Source organism: Spirillospora sp. NPDC029432 (assembly GCF_040703975.1).
In the GTDB taxonomy this organism is placed as follows: Bacteria; Actinomycetota; Actinomycetes; order Streptosporangiales; family Streptosporangiaceae; genus Spirillospora.
This window is the reverse complement of sequence record NZ_JBEZWH010000025.1, coordinates 1-18,379: the sequence shown is the minus strand read 5'-3', so window position 1 is coordinate 18,379 and position 18,379 is coordinate 1. Positions and strand designations below refer to the sequence as shown.

20 protein-coding genes and 1 tRNA gene are annotated in these 18,379 nt (G+C 68.8%); 5 read left to right on the top strand and 16 right to left on the bottom strand.

The genetic code is table 11. The annotated features are described in order from the left end of the window. Positions 1-26: 26 nt before the first annotated feature. Positions 27-1,673, bottom strand: coding sequence for a BTAD domain-containing putative transcriptional regulator (locus tag AB0881_RS20820; RefSeq protein ID WP_366618883.1), 1,647 nt, complete (start codon positions 1,671-1,673; stop codon positions 27-29). Positions 1,674-1,776: 103 nt separating this feature from the next. Between AB0881_RS20820 and AB0881_RS20815 the strand changes: the two genes are divergently transcribed. Together AB0881_RS20815 and AB0881_RS20810 are read left to right on the top strand one after the other, a co-directional pair. Then, positions 1,777-2,577, top strand: coding sequence for a hypothetical protein (locus AB0881_RS20815; protein ID WP_366618881.1), 801 nt, complete (start codon positions 1,777-1,779; stop codon positions 2,575-2,577). A gap of 80 nt (positions 2,578-2,657) precedes the next feature. Further along, on the top strand, positions 2,658-3,416 hold the full coding sequence (locus AB0881_RS20810; protein ID WP_366618879.1) for a ZIP family metal transporter: 759 nt from the start codon (positions 2,658-2,660) through the stop codon (positions 3,414-3,416). A gap of 49 nt (positions 3,417-3,465) precedes the next feature. On the opposite strand, the gene AB0881_RS20805 is transcribed toward AB0881_RS20810, so the two are convergent. The 4 genes from AB0881_RS20805 to dcd form a co-directional block, all read right to left on the bottom strand. Beyond that, complete coding sequence (locus AB0881_RS20805) at positions 3,466-4,350, bottom strand: glycine betaine ABC transporter substrate-binding protein (RefSeq protein ID WP_366618878.1); 885 nt, start codon at positions 4,348-4,350, stop codon at positions 3,466-3,468. A 26-nt stretch (positions 4,351-4,376) separates the two neighbouring features. Then, complete coding sequence (locus tag AB0881_RS20800) at positions 4,377-5,246, bottom strand: proline/glycine betaine ABC transporter permease (protein WP_366618876.1); 870 nt, start codon at positions 5,244-5,246, stop codon at positions 4,377-4,379. Next, complete coding sequence (locus AB0881_RS20795) at positions 5,236-6,444, bottom strand: glycine betaine/L-proline ABC transporter ATP-binding protein (RefSeq protein ID WP_366618874.1); 1,209 nt, start codon at positions 6,442-6,444, stop codon at positions 5,236-5,238. Before AB0881_RS20795 ends, AB0881_RS20800 begins: the two co-directional genes overlap by 11 nt. Positions 6,445-6,681: 237 nt before the next feature. Further along, positions 6,682-7,257 carry a dCTP deaminase gene (gene dcd / locus AB0881_RS20790; RefSeq protein ID WP_366618872.1) on the bottom strand — a complete coding sequence of 192 codons (576 nt, stop codon included), beginning with the start codon at positions 7,255-7,257 and terminating at the stop codon, positions 6,682-6,684. Positions 7,258-7,355: 98 nt separating this feature from the next. Between dcd and AB0881_RS20785 the strand changes: the two genes are divergently transcribed. Continuing rightward, positions 7,356-7,429, top strand: a tRNA-Gly gene (locus AB0881_RS20785). A gap of 84 nt (positions 7,430-7,513) precedes the next feature. Here AB0881_RS20785 and AB0881_RS20780 read toward each other — a convergent pair. The 10 genes from AB0881_RS20780 to AB0881_RS20735 all read right to left on the bottom strand — a co-directional run bounded on the left by AB0881_RS20780 (position 7,514) and on the right by AB0881_RS20735 (position 14,677). Beyond that, complete coding sequence (locus AB0881_RS20780; protein WP_366618870.1) at positions 7,514-8,686, bottom strand: tyrosine-type recombinase/integrase; 1,173 nt, start codon at positions 8,684-8,686, stop codon at positions 7,514-7,516. Then, positions 8,686-8,934: an excisionase family DNA-binding protein gene (locus AB0881_RS20775; RefSeq protein WP_366618868.1), complete on the bottom strand. Its 249-nt coding sequence runs from the start codon at positions 8,932-8,934 to the stop codon at positions 8,686-8,688. Before AB0881_RS20775 ends, AB0881_RS20780 begins: the two co-directional genes overlap by 1 nt. After that, entirely contained in the window at positions 8,931-10,622 is a 1,692-nt protein-coding gene (locus AB0881_RS20770) for a replication initiator (RefSeq protein ID WP_366618866.1), read from the bottom strand. The genes AB0881_RS20775 and AB0881_RS20770 overlap by 4 nt, the downstream gene beginning before the upstream one ends. After that, entirely contained in the window at positions 10,619-12,076 is a 1,458-nt protein-coding gene (locus AB0881_RS20765; RefSeq protein ID WP_366618864.1) for an FtsK/SpoIIIE domain-containing protein, read from the bottom strand. Before AB0881_RS20765 ends, AB0881_RS20770 begins: the two co-directional genes overlap by 4 nt. A gap of 86 nt (positions 12,077-12,162) precedes the next feature. Next, positions 12,163-12,372, bottom strand: coding sequence for a hypothetical protein (locus AB0881_RS20760; RefSeq protein WP_366618862.1), 210 nt, complete (start codon positions 12,370-12,372; stop codon positions 12,163-12,165). Next, a complete protein-coding gene (locus AB0881_RS20755; RefSeq protein WP_366618860.1) occupies positions 12,369-12,644 on the bottom strand; it encodes a hypothetical protein in 276 nt (91 codons plus the stop codon). The genes AB0881_RS20760 and AB0881_RS20755 overlap by 4 nt, the downstream gene beginning before the upstream one ends. Further along, positions 12,641-12,928, bottom strand: a complete 288-nt coding sequence (locus AB0881_RS20750) for a hypothetical protein (protein ID WP_366618858.1) — start codon at positions 12,926-12,928, stop codon at positions 12,641-12,643. Before AB0881_RS20750 ends, AB0881_RS20755 begins: the two co-directional genes overlap by 4 nt. Next, a complete protein-coding gene (locus AB0881_RS20745; RefSeq protein ID WP_366618856.1) occupies positions 12,928-13,356 on the bottom strand; it encodes a plasmid replication, integration and excision activator in 429 nt (142 codons plus the stop codon). The genes AB0881_RS20750 and AB0881_RS20745 overlap by 1 nt, the downstream gene beginning before the upstream one ends. Positions 13,357-13,485: 129 nt before the next feature. Further along, entirely contained in the window at positions 13,486-14,217 is a 732-nt protein-coding gene (locus tag AB0881_RS20740; protein ID WP_366618854.1) for a GntR family transcriptional regulator, read from the bottom strand. Between the two features lie 67 nt (positions 14,218-14,284). Continuing rightward, positions 14,285-14,677 (bottom strand): hypothetical protein, encoded by a 393-nt coding sequence (locus tag AB0881_RS20735; protein WP_366618852.1) that lies wholly within the window; start codon positions 14,675-14,677, stop codon positions 14,285-14,287. A 673-nt stretch (positions 14,678-15,350) separates the two neighbouring features. Here AB0881_RS20735 and AB0881_RS20730 point away from each other — a divergent pair. Further along, positions 15,351-16,667, top strand: a complete 1,317-nt coding sequence (locus tag AB0881_RS20730) for a hypothetical protein (protein ID WP_366618850.1) — start codon at positions 15,351-15,353, stop codon at positions 16,665-16,667. After that, a complete protein-coding gene (locus tag AB0881_RS20725; protein WP_366618848.1) occupies positions 16,664-17,296 on the top strand; it encodes a 2'-5' RNA ligase family protein in 633 nt (210 codons plus the stop codon). The genes AB0881_RS20730 and AB0881_RS20725 overlap by 4 nt, the downstream gene beginning before the upstream one ends. 35 nt (positions 17,297-17,331) lie before the next feature. Here AB0881_RS20725 and AB0881_RS20720 read toward each other — a convergent pair whose 3' ends face one another. Further along, entirely contained in the window at positions 17,332-18,186 is an 855-nt protein-coding gene (locus tag AB0881_RS20720) for a hypothetical protein (RefSeq protein WP_366618847.1), read from the bottom strand. Between the last annotated feature and the right edge of the window lie 193 nt (positions 18,187-18,379).

Below are 18,379 nucleotides of genomic sequence, written 5' to 3'. Positions count from 1 at the left end.
ACCGTACGTGGAAGGCCCCTGGCGCGTTAGGCGCCGGGGGCCTTCTCCGTTATGGGCGGCGGCGTGTCCACAGGCCGCGGTACTGCGACCAGTACCTCGTGCAGGGCGCGCAGGACGTGCGCCGGTACGACGCCGCGGCCGATGAGGTCGTCGATGGACGCGTACGGGCCCTGCGCGTCCCGCATGGCCACGATCAGCTTCGCGTGGTACGGGTCCAGGCCCGGCAGCGCCGCCAGGACGTACTCGGGCACCGCGTTGACGTCCACCAGCCCGCCGTCGTCGAACGTCCGCGGCAGGTCGGGGCGCCCGACGCGCAGCTCCGCGGCCGCGGCGGGATGGTGCAGCAGCAGGACGCGCGCCTGCTCGCGCCGCGCCCGCCGCTCGATCATGTCCACCACCGCCGGGGCGGGGGAGGCCGGTGCCCGTCCCGTCCCCGGGCCGCTCGTGAGCAGCGCGAGGTGCACCGTCGCGCCGCCCGCCCCGAGCAGGCCGGCGATCATCGCCGCGTCGTCGATCGGCCGCAGGACGTTCTCGTCCCCGCTGCCCAGCGTGATCCAGGCGAACACGGTCAGCGCCAGGTAGCCCGCCGCCGCCAGCGCGGTCAGGACGCTCCGCCGCCAGGCCGCGCAGAACGCCACCGCCACCCAGCCCAGTCCACCGCAGGTCAGCAGCGGCGTGGCGATGAGCAGGGCGCGCACCGGCGCGGGCAGCCGGAGCTCCCGCGGGTGGACGCCGTGGTGGCCGGGCGGCCCGTGTCCGTATCCGGCGGGCTCCGGCGAGGGACCGGCGGATCCGGTGCCCGGGAGAGCCTCGTACCGTTCCGGGCCCTCCGGCGCCGCCGTCCCGGCGGCCTGGCCGCTTCCGGCGCCGCTGCCGTCCACGGGCGCCCAGGCCAGCAGGCCGGGATCGGACCGCAGGATCGCCAGATGGAGGCCCTGGAGCCGCTCGCCGGGCTCCACCCCGAACTCCTCGGCCAGGAACGCGCGCGCGTCCCGGTACGCCGCCAGCGCCTCCGCCTGCCTGCCGCACCGGTACAGCGCCAGGATCAGCAGGTAGCGCGGCCCCTCCCGGAGCGGGAAGTCCGCGACCAGCCGGATCAGCTCCGGAACGAGCCGCTGGTGCCGGCCCAGCTCCAGCTCGATCTCCGCGCACGCCTCCAGCGCCGCCGCGCGCTCCTCCACGAGCCGTTCCCTGGCCGCGTCGAACACCGTGCCGTCCAGCCCCGCCAGCGGCGCCTCCCGCCACAGCGCCAGCGCCTCGCGCAGCCGTACGGCCGCCTCGGCCGGCTCGCCGCCCGACCGTACGGCCAGGGCGGCGCGGACCCGCTTCTGGAAGACCTCGGAGTCCAGGCCGTCCGGCGGGACGTGCAGGACGTACCCGGCGGGGGTCAGCGCCAGCAGCGCCGACGGCGCGCGCGGCGAGCGGTCCGGCTCCAGCACGCGGCGCAATCCGGCCACGTACTTCTGGACGACGTTCGCCCCGTTGTCGGGCGGCTCGTCCCCCCACACCGCGTCCACGATCGCGGTCGTGGACACCGGCCGGTTGGCGTGCAGCAGCAGGACGGCCAGGACGGCCCGCTGCTTGCCCGGGCCCAGGTCGAGCTCCCGGCCGCCGCACCAGGCGCGCAGCGGGCCCAGGATCTCGAAGCGCGGCGCGGCGGCGTCCTCGGCCACCCTCACCACCTCCGCTCACCGCCGCGGCGGCGAGGGCGCGGCTCCCCGTCAGCCGTACGGCAGTGAACCGCAGCATAACGACAGAGCTTTCGCATCGGCACCCATGACGCTTCTGACGACAGCGAACGTCGAAACAGGGGGTTTCGGGATGCTCACCACGAAGGCCGCGGGACTGGCGGCGGTGCCGGTCGCGCTGGGGCTCGCGCTCACCGCCGGCTGCGACGCCGGCGGCGGCACGGGCGCCGTCCAGAAGAAGGCCACCGCGCCCGCGTCGGCGCCCGCGTCGCCCACCGAGGCCGCCAACGGGGTCGAGAGGCTCGCCCCCGCGGAGATCCTCAAGCGGGCCCGCGAGGCGACCGCCGGGGCGCCGTCCGTCCGGCTCAAGGGCGGTTTCAAGGAGGGCGGCGACGAGGTCGCGCTGGACTTCCGGTTCGCGGGGAAAAAGCGCGCGGCCGGGACGATGCGGCTCGGCGACCAGAACATCGAGCTGACCCGCATCGGCTCCACCGTCTACTTCAAGGGCGACGACAGGTTCCTGAAGAGCATCGGGGGCCGGAGCGCGGTGACGCTCATGTCCGGCAAGTATGTGAAGACGACCTCCAAGGACCCGGACTTCGCCGAGCTCGCGTCCTTCTCCGACCTGTCGGACCTGCTGCGCGAGATGGTGGCGTCCGCGGGCGGCGGCTGGGCCAAGGGCGCGGCCGGGAACGTCGGCGGCGTCCCCGCCGTGGCGCTGACCGGCCCGGACGGCGAGCAGGTCCACGTCGCGACCCGCGGCCGGCCGTACCTGCTGCGGCTGGACGCCGGGCCGCGCAACCGGCTGGACTTCGTCGAGTACGGCGGCCGCGTCGACCTCAGGCCGCCGCCGCCCGGCGAGGTGATCGACGCCGCCGAGCTGGGATGACGCGGCGCCCCCGGTCAAGGGATCTCCAGGATCGGCGCGGGTCCGCCCCGTACGCCGGGATCGCCTGGTAGGACCGGCACATGGCGCTGGTCCTCGCGGTGGTCGCGTTCCTGATGACCCTGACCGGGGGCCTCGTCGCCATGCGCGTACGGGACCGCCGGCACCTCGTACTGGGCCTGGCCGGCGGGCTGATCCTCGGCGTGGTCGCGTTCGACCTCGTACCGGAGTCGCTGGAGCAGTCCCCCGGCGGGCCGCTGGGCGTGCCCGGGCCGATGGTCGGGTTCGCGCTGGGGTTCCTGCTGCTGCACGTCACCGAGCAGGCCGCGGCGATCCACCAGGCGCACGAGGGGGAGTACGCCCCGCACGAGCACCCCCACGGCCACGGCCACGGGCACGCGGGCGCGGGACGCGCGGGGATCCTCGCGGCCTGCGCGCTCGTCGCGCACAGCTTCATCGACGGCCTCAGCATCGGCCTCGGCTTCCAGGCCGGGACCGGTACGGGGGTCTTCGTCGCGCTGGCGGTGATCGCGCACGACTTCGCCGACGGCTTCAACACGTTCACCGCGGCCTCGCTGAACCGCGCCGACCGCCGTCCCGCGCTGGTGCTCCTGTTCGCCGACGCCCTCGCCCCCATCGCCGGGGCCGCCGCGGGCTCGGTGGTCGCCGTACCGGACGGGGTGCTCGGGCCCTACCTCGGCTTCTTCGCGGGCGTCCTGCTCTACCTGGCGGCCGCCGAGATCCTCCCCGAGGCGCACAGCCGCCACCCGCGCGCCCTGACGCTCGGCGCCACCGGCCTCGGCGTGCTGGCCGTCCTGCTCATCGTCGGCCTGGCAGAGTGAAGGGCCGCCCGAACGGATCGGACGGCCCTTCCACTCGTTCGCCCAGGCGTCAGCCGGTGATGCCCTTGGCGAAGTTCGGGTTCGCCTGCAGCCACTCGTTGACGGCCTGCTCCGGCTTGCCCTTGTGCTTGTTCTCCATCAGGTCCTCAAGGGTGCCCAGCTGCTGGTCGTTCATCTTGAACTTCTTCAGCCAGCCGGCGACCTCGGCCTGGTCCTTCGCGAAGCCCTCACGACCGACGATGTTCATCGCGTCGGGCTTGCCCATCGCGCCCTTCGGGTCCGCGAGGTCGCGGATCGGGAACTTGGCGTACGCCCAGTGCGGACGCCACAGCGTCACGACGATGTCCTTCTTGGCGTCGGTGGCCTTCTTCAGCTCCGCGAGCATCGCCGCCGTCGACGAGGTGGTCACCTCGTACTCGCCCTCGAGACCGTACGCGGGCAGCATGTCCTCCTTGGACACGCGGTAGAGCCCGGAGCTCTTCTCGATGCCGATGATCTTGCCGCCGTAGGTGGAGCCCTTGCCCTTGAGGTCCTCCAGCGACTTCAGCGGGGAGTAGTTCGGCACCGCGATCGTCAGCGGGGCGTTGTCGTACCAGATGCCGATCTTCTCGAGCTTGTCGCCGTACTGCTTCCAGTAGTCCTCGTGGGTACCCGGCAGCCAGGCGTCGAGGTACAGGTCGATGTCGCCCTTCGCCATGCCGGCGTAGAGCGGGCCCGCGTCGAGCGTCTTGACGTCGACCTCGTAGCCCTTGTCCTCCAGCATCTTCTCCCACAGCGCGGTGGCGGCCTCGCCCTCCGCCCAGCCGGCCACCATGCCGATGGTCAGCTTCTTGTCACCCTCGCCGCCGGAACCGGAGTCCCCGCCGCCGCAGGCCGACAGGCCCAGCGACAGCGCGAGCGCCGCCGCGGCCACACCCATGAATTTGAAGCGCATACTCGGAACGTTCCTCTCTCTAGACGTCAGGCGACCTGGGCCTTGGCGCGCGCCACGGCCGTGCGCTTGCTCAGCGCACTGGTGATCCGGTCCAGGAAGATGGCCAGCACCACCACGGCCACGCCGCCCTCGAAGCCCTGGGCGATGTCGACCCGCTGGATGCCCTCCAGCACCTCGTTGCCCAGACCGCCCGCGCCGACCATCCCGGCGATGACGACCATCGACAGCGCCAGCATGATCAGCTGGTTGATGCCGGCCATGATCGACGGCATCGCCAGCGGGATCTGGATACGGACCAGGATCCGGCCGGGGGGCGTACCGAACGCCTCGCCGGCCTCCACCATCTCCGCGTCCACACCGCGGATGCCCAGCTCGGTCAGGCGCACCCCGGGCGGCAGCGCGAAGATCACGGTGGCCACCACGCCCGGCACCACGCCGATGCTGAAGAAGAAGATCGCCGGGATCAGGTAGACGAACGCCGGCATCGTCTGCATCAGGTCCAGGACGGGCCGCACGATGCTGCTCACCATGTCGTTGCGCGCCGCCGCTATCCCCAGCGGGATCGCGATCAGCACCGCCACCAGGGCGGCGACCAGCACCAGCGCCAGCGAGTCCATCGCCGGCTCCCACAGCTCCATGCTCTCGATCAGCGCGAACCCGAGCAGCGTGAACAGCCCCAGCCGCCACCCGCTCAGCACCAGCGCGATCAGCGCGAACACCGCGGTCAGCACCAGCGCGGGCGGGCTGGTCAGCAGGCTCACGAGCCCCTCGACCGTCCCCTCGACGGCGGTGCCGATCGCGTCGAACAGCCACCCGAGGTTGTCGGTCAGCCACGTGACGGCGCTGTCGAACCAGTCGCCCACGGGCACGCGGGGCAGCTCCACATCAAGCGTCAACGGCACTGCCCTCCTTGCTGACCTCGTCCGTGATCACGTCGGTGACATGGGTGTTGATCGCACCCAGCGCCGCCAGCAGCGTGACCCGGGGGATGACCCCCAGCAGCACGCCGTCCTCACCGGCGACCGGCACCGGCAGGTCGCTCTCCGCACACCGGGCGAACAGATCGGCCACGGGGGTGTCCGGGCTCACCGGCTCCAGCCCCTCGGGATCGATCAGCTCGTCCAGGGTCTGCACCCCGTCCTGCACCGCGTCGGCCACCGCGGTACCGGTCACCTTGCCGATCAGCTTCCGGTCGCGGCCCACCACGAACGCCGCCGACGTCTGGTGCTCGCGCATCGTCCGCAGCGCCGTCCGCGGCCCGGTATTGGCCGGAACGGTCACCAGCGGGTTCTCCATCACCGAAGCCGCGGTCAGCACCCGCGTCCGGTCGACGTCCGCGACGAACTGCGCGACATAGTCATTGGCCGGATCGGTGAGAATCTCCTCGGCGGTCCCGATCTGCACGATGCGGCCTTCCCGCATCACCGCGATCCGGTCACCGATCCGCATCGCCTCGTTCAGGTCGTGCGTGATGAACACGACCGTCTTGTTCAACCGCGACTGCAGATCCAGGAGCAGATCCTGCATCTCCCGGCGAATAAGGGGATCGAGGGCGCTGAACGCCTCGTCCATCAGGATGATGTCGGTACCCGCCGCCAGCGCCCGGGCGAGCCCGACCCGCTGCTGCATACCGCCCGACAACTGGCCGGGAAGCTTGTCCTCCCAGCCCTCCAGGCCCACCTGACTCAGGAACTCCCGCGCCTTCTTGGCACGTTCCTCCTTCGAGAACCCGCGGACCTCCAGGCCGTACGCGGCGTTCTCCAGAACCGTCCGATGGGGGAACAGCGCGAAGTGCTGGAACACCATGCTGACCTTGTCCTGCCGCAGCGTCCGCAGCGGCTTCCCGGACAGCTTCGCGATGTCCTTGCCATCGATCTCGATGACACCGGCCGTGGGCTCCAGCAGCCCGTTGAGCATCCGGATCAGGGTCGACTTCCCCGATCCCGACAGCCCCATGACCACGAAGATCTCGCCCTGCTCGACCTCGAACGTGGCGTCCACCACGGCCGCGGTCACGCCCAGGGCCCGTACCTCCTCCGGCGCCGCGCCGGCGCCGAGTTTTCGCTGTGCCTCCCCGACCTTACGGCCGAACAATTTGGTAACGCTTTCAGCGCGCAGTATGGACACGTTCTCCTTCCGGGTTCCCCCTTGCGGAGGGAAACTGACTCGTTGAACGTCCTGCCAGTGGGGCGGGCGCCCGGAAGGAGATGTGCAGCACACAAAAGAAGGTCAACCGGACGTCAACACCACGCGTCGAACGAAACTACCTGCCTTGCGAGCATGTTTCATCTTTTGGTGATCTGCGTCACATGGTCCGACCTGCGGTGAAGCTCAGACGCGCGTCCGGTGAAAGTTCAGGTACGACCGCGACGGCGTGGGCCCCCGCTGATCCTGATAGCGCGACCCGTACTTCTCCGAACCGTACGGATACTCCGCCGGCGAACTGGTCCTGAAGAGGCACATCTGCCCGATCTTCATCCCCGGCCACAGCTTGATCGGGAGCGTCGCGACGTTCGACAGCTCCAGCGTCACGTGCCCGCCGAACCCCGGATCGATCCACCCCGCCGTCGAGTGCGTCAGCAGCCCGAGCCGCCCCAGCGAACTCTTCCCCTCCAGCCGCGCCGCGAGATCGTCCGGCAGCGCGAACACCTCGTACGTCGAGGCCAGCACGAACTCCCCGGGATGCAGCACGAACGCCTCGTCCGCCGCCACCTCGATCAGCCGCGTCAGGTCGACCTGCTCGACCGCCGGATCGATGTGCGGGTACTTGTGGTTCTCGAACACCCGGAAGAACCGGTCCAGCCGGACGTCCACACTCGACGGCTGGACCATCCCCGGGTCATAGGGGTCGATCTTCACCCGCCCGGACTCGAGCTCGAACCTGATGTCACGATCGGAGAGCAGCACGTCAGAAAAGCTACCGGCTCCCCGCACCCCTCGCAGCGTCCCCCCGGCCCCCGCCCATCCGGTACGATGTCCGAGGCGCGGTACCCACCGCACGCCAAGCGGGTGTAGTTCAATGGTAGAACTTCAGCTTCCCAAGCTGACAGCGCGGGTTCGATTCCCGTCACCCGCTCCAGCATGACAAAGCCCCAGGTCCGGGCCGAGTTTCCGGACGCTGGGGCTTCGCCGTTCACGGGCCCTGGACACCCCGCCGTGCCCGCTACGTGCCCGATCCCTCTTCGCCCCTCTTCCGCTTCTTGGCCTTCTTCTTGCTCCGCTTGAGCTCACGCTTGGCCATCTTGTCCAGCGTCGAGGCGATCTCACGATCACGCTCGCGGCGCGCGTGAAGGTAGACCTGCGCGGCCCGGGTGGAGGAGTGCCCCATCCGGTTCATCATCTCCGCCAGCGAGGCGCCCGACTCGGCCGTGTACGTGTTGCCCGTGTGCCGCAGGTCATGCACGCGGACCTCCCCGACCTCCAGCCCGACCGCTTCCAAGGCCCGCGCCCAAGGCTTGGAGAAGTTGCTCCGCCGGAGCTGGCCGCCCTTGACGCCGACGAACACGAACCCGTTCGGTCCCGGTTGGGCGTACTCGTCCAGGTGCTTCCGCAGGTCCGGGAGGATCAGCGAGGGGAGGACGACCTTTCGCCGGCTCGCTTCTGACTTGGGCGTCCCCTTCACCAGCGGCCCCAGCTCATAGACGGTTTCCGCGACCCGGACCGTCCCGGCGGCCAGGTCGAGATGCCGCCGCCGGAGCCCCGCCAACTCGCCCCAGCGCAGATTGCCGAAAGTCGCGAGGAGCACCAGCGCCCGATACCGAGGCGCGATGGCGTCAGCGATCCGGAACACCTCGGCCACCCCCAGCACCGGCCGTTCAGGGCTCGACTCCCGATCGGCGCCCGCGATCTGGCACGGGTTCTCTTTGATCCGCTTGTCTCGTACGGCCGTGTTGAGAATGGCTCGCAGCAGGCGATAGCCCTTGGCTACCGTGACCGGCCCGAACGGCGGATCACTCTTCGGCCCCGCCTTGAGTCGAGCGGCCCGCCACTTGCGAACGGTCTCTTCCGTGATGTCGCCGAGGCTCATCTCACCGAAGGTGGGATTGAGGTGGAGCCGCAACAGCAGTTCGTACAACTGCATGGTCTTGGGACTCAGGTCCCGGTCATCCAGCCACTCGGCCGCGTATGTGGCGAAGGGCACGGCGCCGGCCGCAGGGTCCAGCCAGTCACCCCGCTTGAGGTCGGCTTCTTTGAGTGTGAGCCACTGCTCAGCATCCCGTTTGCGGGGGAAGGTGTGCGGTGCCGTGTAGTCCTTGCCGTCGGGGCCCGGGTAGCGCGCCTGCCAACGCCCGGAGGGAAGTTGCCGAACACGTCCGAAGCGACGCTTACCGGCCATCAGGCAGCCCTTCTAGGAGTGATGCTGTGGAGGGTGACCGGCTCGACGACACCGGCCGTGATGAACTCTCGGAGTGCGGATTCGGGGATGCGGTTGAACCGGCCGACGCGCACGAAGAGGATGCGCCGCTCCTCCACCAGGCGACGGGGGAACCGCGGACTGGTGTTGAGGATCTCGGCCGCCTGGTCGTAGGTCAGGAGCCGGTCATTGGGGTCCAGGTCTGGGGTGGTCCGGCGCCTGTTGGTCACGCTGCCTCCCGAGTTGCCGAAAGATCTGCGTCGTTCTGTGTGGTGGCCTGGTCGAGCTGGCGGCGCCGTTGCACCCGTTCGTTGATCAGGAGCATCAGCCGATGCTCGATCGGCTTGACGTCCGGGTCGCCGGGTCCGGCGCGTTCCCAGACGTGTTGCGCATCGGGATCGGCCGGGTTGGTGACCGGGATCCCGGCCTCAGCCAGCCGAGCCAGCGCCCACGCCTTCCGATCGGCCTTGTGGTCGGCCAGGGTCTTGCCGGACCACTTGCGCGAGACCAGCACTCGCCGGCCCCCGTAGCCCAGGTGCTCACGGCGGTGCGCCTTCCCCTTGCAGTAGCCGGGGGTCAGACCGCGCCGCGGGTTCTTGGGCTGCACGCCGTAGCGCAGCCAGTTGGCGCAGGTGGGAGAGCACGGTTCGTACCGCAGGACCTCGGCCATCCGCTCCATGTGCTCACGTTGGGCGGTGGTCTCAGCCTCATGGCATTCGGCGACGCCCTTGACCAGGTACTTGGTCAGGTAGCCGATCAGCTTGCGCGACTCGGGAGAGTCCGCCAGGACGCCTTGTGCGTCAATCTGCCGCCCGAATCGCAGCACGTGCAGGGGCTCGGCTTGCTCGTCCTGGCCTATGGCGTCCAGCGCCTCATCCCACGTGGGCAGCACCGCGCCGGTCTCGGGGTCGAGGTAACCGCCTTCTTCACCGGCCGCAGCGTCCCAAACCGGGAGCCGATCCCCGGAGTAGACGACCCGATCGGTCGAAGGCCACCACACCTGGTGATAAGTGGCCGCCACCACTTGCCGCAGCTCCGCGCGGGAGATGGTTCCGCGAATAGCCATGTGCAGGTGGGGCGCCAGGCGTCGTTGGGGTTCGACGGTGGCGAAGTACTGCACGTCGTAGCCGACGAACCGGCGCAGGTTCTGCACGAACCGGTCGATCAGCTTGGAGAAGTGCAGGGCATCCCGCGCAGCCCGCGCGTAGTCGTAGGTCTCCGGGTCTACCGGAGTCCCGTCCGAGCGCACTCGCCCATAGGAGTCCAGCGTCAGGGTCAGGAAGATCGAGGGCCGGAACGTCTTCCCGTCACGGCCCTGGAAGACCTTGCCGACCGTGCGCGCGTCCACCGGCCGCCGAGGAAGGTCCGGCGCATCCTGCCGCCGCCGAGTCGACCGAGCCCGCCGACCTTTCTGCTCACCCGTCTTCAAGGTGCCGCGCACCCCGGAGCGCTCAATCTCGCTGTCGAGTTCCCGCAGGAGCCGATCCCAGAACTCCACCGGTTCACCGGCCGCCGAACCGGCCTCCTTCGCCTGGTCCCGTTCGACCTGTGCCCGGGAGCGCAGTTCCATCAGCGCGCGTTGGTCGTCGGCAGGGGCGGCGCGTTCAATGACCGGTTCGGCGTCCAGGTGCCAGCCCTGGCGACACTGCACGGCCCGCAGCTTGCGCTTGCGTTCGGCGCACGAGGGGCAGACCGAGGAGAGCGTGTGCCCGCACGGGACATAGATCATCTCCGCCGTTCCGGTGTGCAGGTTGACCCGCCGCATCGGGACCGGACGGATGCACACGCCGTGTTCGATCGCCACCGCCTCCAGGACCCCTTTCGCCAGCGGGGGCAGGGTCTTGACCACCGCGGTCGGAGCCTCAGCGGCCGAAGGGTCCGGGTCGGTGTGCGAGCCGTCGAGGGAGAGTTGGGTCATGCCGCCTCCACGTCGGGGAGGCCGAGGGCGAGCATCGCGCGAATGTCGTCATCGGAGACGTAGGCCGCCCGCACCCGCACGGGATCCGGCGAGGTCTCCAGCCGGACGAAGCCCACCCCCGCGCCGATCTCCGGCACCGAGGAGATCTGATCAGCGAGCGCGCCGCGGTCGCGGGCGCCGTCGCCGAGGACCATGTCGACCTGGTCGGATTCGTCCAGGCGCAGGGCGATGCGGTCGGGGAACAGGTTGCGCAGGTTGTTGACCTCTTTGCGGGCGTCCTGCTGCGCGCCGATCACGCAGTACCCCACCGAGCGCCCCTGCGAGGTCAGCACCGACAGCGCCGACTCGGCGCGCTTGCGGAGGTCGCGTTCGGGGCTGTAGGCGGTCAGGAACGCCAGCTCATCCACGATCACGACCCGGAACGGGTGCTCATGCGAGGGGGCGAACGCGCGCGTGAGGCCCGCGAACTCCTCGGCGCGGGCGTTCATGTCCTCGGCCGCCTGTTCCAGCAGCTTGACCATGCCGCCGTTGGGGTCGGAGGAGTAGCGGCCGTAGCGTTCGAACAGCGCCCGCCCGAACGACAGTTCCATGCGCTTGGGGTCGATGGCCCAGACCTCCACCAGTCCGGCCAGCATCAGCGGCAGCAGCGCCCGGACGGTGGACCAGATCACCGAGCCTTTGCCGGCCCCCGTCGCGCCCGCGATGAGGACGTGCGTCCCGAGGAGCCGCAGCCGCCAGGGTGAGCCGTCCTCTTGCCGCCCGATCACCACGCCCCGCAAGTCGACCTCGGCCGGGTCTGGCACGGGCAGCGCGGGAAGCGGACGGGACAGGGCGTCGCGGCGGACGAACTCCAGCCAGATCCGGCCCGGCTTGTCGCCCTGGCGGACGCGGACGAGCTGTGCGCCGAAGCCGTGCGCCAGGTTCGCCGCAACACGTTCCCAGGCGTCGGGAGCCTGCCCCTTGAGCATCCGCACCAGCACCCGATCCGAGGTTGAGCCGGAGCGGACGCGGACGAGGGAGGGCAGGTACTCGCGGCCCTTGTGGGTCTTGGTGAGTCCGGCCGTGACGAGGACCGGTTGCCAGTCGCGCCGGTACACCGTGACCAGCCGCCACCGCGACTGCGCCGGGCGGACCGCGTACCGGACGAAGGACGGACGGTCCGCGACCGCCCACGTGGTCAGGACGACCAGGACCAGGGCCAGGACGAGGACGGGCGGGACCCAGCCGTACCGGTAGCCGAGCCAGCCCAGACCGGCCGCGACCGACACGGGGACGATGTTGCGGACCAGGAACACGACGGTCCGGACCAGGACGCGGACGGCGTTGACCATCAGGACCAGGCCCTCTGGCATGTGCCACACCGGGGGCGCCCACTTGGGCGCGGCGAACGGGTCCTTCTGCGCTTCGACGGCGACGTTTTCGCCGGGGCCGAGCTTGCGGAACTCCCAGGACATAGCCTGTACACCTCTTCACTTGAAGGGTTTCGAGGGGAGAGAACCGGGGCGGCCGGAGGTACCAGCTCCAGCCGCCCCACCTTCAATCAGCCGGCCGAACGCGCCAGCCGGGGAACCTTGGCCGACAGCGATCGCGACCGGCACACGCCACAGCCCGAGTCGCCGCAGAAGCGGGACAGGGTGTGCGACCACCGCGCCCCGCGCCGCGACTCGGCCCAGCCGATGAACGCTCGCACCAGGGCACCGAGCAGGCCCGCCACCACGCCGAGCACCAGGAGCAGGACGAGCGCGTTCACGCCGCACGCTCCGAACCGATGTCGTCCTGGCCGCTGTGCAGGGCGTGCAGACGCTCGCACTCGGCCAGGAAGGTCCTGGCCGCCTCCACCAGCGCCCGCGCGTTGTCCACGTCGAAGGACTTCACGGCCTCTCGCTCACGGGTGTTCACCGTCAGGTGGAGGCCCGGCGTACTCACGCACAGGATCGGCCCGGTGTCGGTGTAGGTCAGGCACTCCACCCGCGCATTGGCCCCCATGTGCACGCTCAGGTGGCCACTGGTCGAGGTGCTCATGCCGCACGCCCCTTCCCCGACCGACCCGACGAGCGGCCCGAGGAGGGGCGCCGCCCCGAGCGGTACAGCCGCTCCACCTCGGTCGCGTACGCCGCCGCCTGTTCGGCCAGCGACCGCGCGAACTCCACGTCCGAGGCGCCCAGCCGCTCCGGGAGCGCCAGCGTCACCAGCACCCGGCCCGCCGAGACGGTGAACAGCGGCGTGCGCGAGCGGAACGACTGGAACTCGCTGGTCGAGGTGGAGTCGACCGGCAGCAGCAGCGCCGACCGGCGCCCGCCCGCCATCAGGCCGCGTCCTTCGCCGCCGAGGTGGCCGGACGACCCGCGCCCTTACCGGGAGCGCGAACACCCGAGGCGCGGAACGAGTAGGCCACCCGCGTCCGCATCTCGCCGTTGGGCTTGCGGCCGGTCTCCTCCACGTACGGGGTGACGGTCAGCCCGTCGAACTCCACCGGGCGGAACGGCCCGAACGCCGCTTCGGGCACCACCGGGCACACCTGCGCCGCGATCTTCACCTTGATCGCCGACGCCTTGTGGTTGGCCGCCGGGTCCGCGTCGTACACGTCCACCACCCACACCGGCAGCCCGTTCTCCTTGTCGGTCTCCTGCCGCTTGGTGTCGAAGTTCTCCAGCGGCTCCGCCGGCCCCGTCGCGTACACCCCGTGCGGGAACACGTCCCCGAACGCCACCGGAATCCGTCCCTGAATCGCCATGACATCACTCCTGACGGCTCGCCGTCTTGTCGCCTACTCGTCTTGTCGAGTAGCTCTGAGGAAGACGTTACGTGCCGAGGAGGCGATCCGAAAGAGCGCAACTCGACTTATCGTGTGATCTGAATCACACTAGATTGGATAGCTGTCCGATAGTTCGTGCATGCTGCCAGGCAGGACCACCTCAACTACCAGGACCGTCCGCTGGGCAGCGTCAAGCACCGAGCCCACCACGACCAGCACGGGTTCGTTTGCCCCGAGCTTGAGCAACTTGCGTTCCTCGCTGGTCGCACGACGCGCCGCGATGCGTTCATCGATGCGGACCAGACGTGCACTCAGTCCGGCGGCTAGCAGTTGCCGCGCCGACACGGCGAGCGGCCCCTCTTGCTCCAGTCCGGTCGACTGCGCAACGTCCAGGGGGACCCACAACGACACCAGGTCACTCGGAGTGGAGTCGTACGTGCCGACAAGGCGACGCAGGAGGACAGGTGCCGACTCAGCGAGGCCAAGGAGCGTTGCGATCCCGCCCGGAGCAGCCCGCCGGCCGACCGAGACGAGCTGCACCGCGGCTTCCGTCTCGTGGCGATCCAGCACGCTCAGCCCCGACCGGCTGTGTTCGCTCGCCGACGCAGGGGGAGCCTTCACGAAGGTGCCCCGGCCGTGTTCACGTTCGATCTCGCCGCGCAGCGCCATCTCGTTCAACGCTCGCACGACCGTTGGGCGAGAGGTCCCGAACTCTTTGAGGAGCTTGGCTTCCGAGGGCAGCAACTCGCCCACGGCGTACGTGCCGTCCGCGATACGGCGCCGCAACGTCTCTATGATCTGGACGTACTTCGGCGCGTACGAAGCGTCATCCGGCATCATGACCTGCCAACAGCTCGACAATACGAGAAGTCCCAGCGTAGCCCGGGTGCCTACCGCTGTCACACCTTCAACGGGCCTGACCACGCAACAACAGCCACCACAGCCGCTCTGCCTTGCGCTGCCGGGTATGAGGCGAGTCCCACGACTGCTCGCCATCAGGACCGCGAAGCGTTCGGCGGATGAAGTACGCCCCGCCCAGCGCGCAGAACGCATGCACCGTTGCACGGCATTCGCAGGTCTGCGCCAGCACCCGCAACCGAGCCGCTGGCCCCCGAACGGGCGTGTCCCATTCAGGGAGCTTCTGCCATTCGATCGCCTCGAAGCTTGCCCGCCGCATCGCCACGTGCGGCCCGTGGAACTCGTCCTCGCCGTCAGGAGACCACGGCGCCTCTGCGACCAGCCCCGACCGCCACTGCCGGTACTCCTCCGTGGCATCTTCGATCTCCGGAGAGACGGTCACCACGAAATCCCGCCCGCAGAACCGAACCCCAAGGTCGCAGGCCACCGCCGAGCCGCCGCGATCGTCTCCGCCAGTTGCTCCGCTGTCCGTGCCTCCAGCAGCCACCATCGGCCGCCCCACACCAACGCCCACCAGCGTTCCGTGTGAACGCCGTACCACGCCGACACGCCCGGAAAGTCTCGTTCGATCGCCTGTGCCGGTGTCACGCCACCACCCCGTCTGGAAGCGGAACCGATGGCGCGGGGGACACGACTGTCCTCCCCGTTCGGCCCGCACGGGGGAACAGGCACGAACAACAGCCGCCCGCACCCGCGCCATCGGCCCGCAGCTCTAAGCCGCCTCAGCCCGCCGAGAACCGCCGCACGTACGACAGGGCTTCCGACCGCGCTCCGGCCCCTGGCCGGACGTTCCGCGCCGCACCAACAACGCGGAACGGGGAGAGACCCACTTCCACCCACGTCCCTCGCAGGAGATGCAGACGGTCTCTCGGTTCGGCTCGTTCGCTTCGGGTCGCCGCGTCACCGGTCGTTTCCTCCTGACAACCGCATGATCAACTGTGATCGGATGTCGTACGGTGTGCTTGTCAGGAAGACAACCAGTCACGACGTTCCGTCAGGACCGCCAACCAGCCCCCTTTCCGCCCCCCTTTTGCGTCCCTGCGAGGCAAGGCCGGATGTCCGACGCGACCCCGAACACGCAACTGACTGCATGGCGAGAGGCCAACTTCGCCACCCGCGCGGAGATGGCCGAGGCGCTCAACCGCACCCCCACGGCCCTTGAGCAGGGTCTCCTGTGCGACGAGGAGCGGTTGCGACGCTGGGAACGCGGCGAAGTGCTCTGGCCGCACCCGCCGTACCGCAGGGCCCTTCAAGAACTCACCGGTCGAGGAGCAGAGCAACTCGGCTTCATCCCGCCGGCCAAGCGGAAGAAGAACCGCACCCGCGCAGGGATCGTCCCTCTCACTCCCGCAGGACCAGAGACCGGCATCGCTGACGCGGAGGACCTGGCCAGTCCCGCCGATCTCGCCCGCCTCACTCGCTGGGTCACCGCGAGCGACACGACGGACGAGGTGATCGCGCAGCTTGCCCGGTCGACATCGTCTCTCGCCACGTCTCACACGCAGGTGCCCGCCAAGCGGCTTCTCACCGAGGTGGTCAACCTCCACCGCCGCACGCAGCACCTCTTGGAAGGCGGTCACCACCGCTTCCGGCACACCCGTGAGCTACTGCGGATCGACGCTGACCTACTCGCGCATGCCGCCGTGATCTTCGGAGACGTCAATCTCGACCAGGCCGCCGAGGACTACGCCGCCGCCGCGCTCATGTTCGCCCGGGAGGCGGGAGCCGACGAGTCGTACGCCTGGTACGCCCTGGCGAAGACGGCCCGATGGCAGAACCGCTACATCGAAGCCGCAGACCTCGCCCGCCAAGGCTACGAGGCCAGCCCGCTCACCCCGATGAAGACCCAACTCGCGTGGTACGAGGCGAACGCCGCCGCTCTCCTCGGAGACAAGACCAGGGCCCGCGAAGCCGTGACCCGCGCCGAGCAGTCCGCCGAAGCCGTCCACGACAGCGCCACTGACCTATCGGTCTGGTCCTTCCCAGCCGAACGCCGAGCCCTCTTCGCGCTGTCAGTGGCCACGCGGACAGGCGACCTTGATGGAGCATTGGCCGCCGCCGACATGGCCGACAACGCATGGGAGGCAGGCGCCCCGATCGCCCCTGCCATCTGGGCTCAAGTCCGCGTCGGGACCGGAGTGGCGCACCTTCTCAAGGGCGACCTCGAAGGCACCGCCGAGCAACTCGCCGAGATGATGACGGTGGACCCCGGAATGCGTCTGACGACCATCACGCGCTACCTCGTGGACCTGGACCGCCGCCTCAGCCGTCCACGCTTCCAAGGCAGTGCCCTTGCAGTCCAGCTCAGGCAGCAGATCCACGACTTCAACGCCGCAGCTCTGACCGACGATCCCGACCAGGAGAGTTCATGAGTCCACTGCCCACGCGGATGGTCAACCGTTGGCAGAACCGCGCGGAGCCCGGCCCCGGACAGGGCACGATCTATTGGCACATCCTCATTGGCGACCACCCAGGCGCACGCGACCTCGCCCGAACCGCCCGGGAGCGACTCGCCGGCTTCTCCGGCCTGCACATGACCCCGCCCGAGTGGCTCCACATCACCACCCTGGTAGCCGGCCCATCCGACGAGATCACCGACGAGCAGCAACGAGACATGCTCACCACCGCATCAGCACTGCTCGCCAAGATCCCGCCCATTGACGTCACGCTGGACCGCCTCTACTACCACCCAGAGGCCATCGCCCTCGCAGTCCGTCCCACGGAGCACCTGGACCAAGTCCGCGAAGCCGTCCAGACCGCCACCCTCAAAGCTACCGGACGCGAAGGCCACACCGAGGGCCCGAGTCGATGGACTCCACACGCCACCTTGGTCTACAGCGAGGCCGAGCAACCCGCCGAACCGATCATCTCCGCCCTCGGCCGAGAACTCCCAAGCTGCCCCATCACCATCGAAGCCCTAACCTTGGTCGACCAACGCGGCCCCGAACGCCTATGGGACTGGCACCCCATAGGCCGCGCCCCACTCTTGGGCCGCCGCTGAATAGTCGGCCCCTACGTTGTCGCCGGTAAATGCGCCTATTGCACTATATATACGTAGACACTCAGCCCATCATGGCGCCTCGTGAGATCACTTTCCAGGGCTCTTCGATTCTTGATCTTCCGGTCGGGATCATAGACAAAAGCTACAAGCGCGCCACAGTCGGGATGGGATTTATAGCGAGCAATATCCGTGATCAACTGCTCGCCGATTTCCTTCGCTGCAAGGCCTTTTCGAGTCATCTTTACTTCAATGACGATACGCTCGGCTTTGAGTAGGAAGTCCACGCGGGACTTAGCTCCGCCGTACTCCGGAACGAAGTCTTCCGGCCTTACGTCATCGAAGAAGATTCGCAACAAGGCGTGAAGTGCATCCTGGACGTCGTATTCATCCTCCACAATGAACGACGGCCGCTCTCGCGGTCTGTCCTGCAGAGGTTCAAGGAACTCCGGAAAGTTCCTACATAGCTGCTCAATCAATAGAATGTGCTGGCTCATGGAGCCGGTACCCTCGATCTTCTGGCGTACCTCGGCCAGCACTTGCCGCTGTCGAATCAGCGGAGCGCGAAAGGTTTTCTCGAAGGGATTGACCCAGTATTCATTCTCGTCACTCGAAATCTTTGGGTCGTATGTGATACTGGCTTCGCCAGGAGCCTCCAAAAAAGCCTTGATCTTGTGAATGAAAAAGCCGCCCTCAAATTCATCCCTGAAGCGATCTTTGAATTCATCGGGAATAATGTCCAGCGCCTGCGCATACCATTCATGATAGCTTGTGATTAGCCTATCGATCGAGGGCCTGGACGCCGTTCGGCGCGGTGCAATTTGAATCTTTGATGCCAGAACCTCTAGCTCTCTACTCTTCTCTAGCAGGATATCTATCTGACTCTGCCTCATGATTGAGATCATATCGGATGATGGGTAGATGTCGCGCGACAGCGACACAATCTCGCAAGATCCTTAACGACATCCCTGCCGAATTGGGCTGTTTGAGATCAAGGGGCGGCGGCGCTCGCGTCGCCGCACCGGCCGCCCGGCTCCGCCGGTCGGCGCGTGCGGCGTGGGCGCCGGTCACCGACCGGCGGCCCGG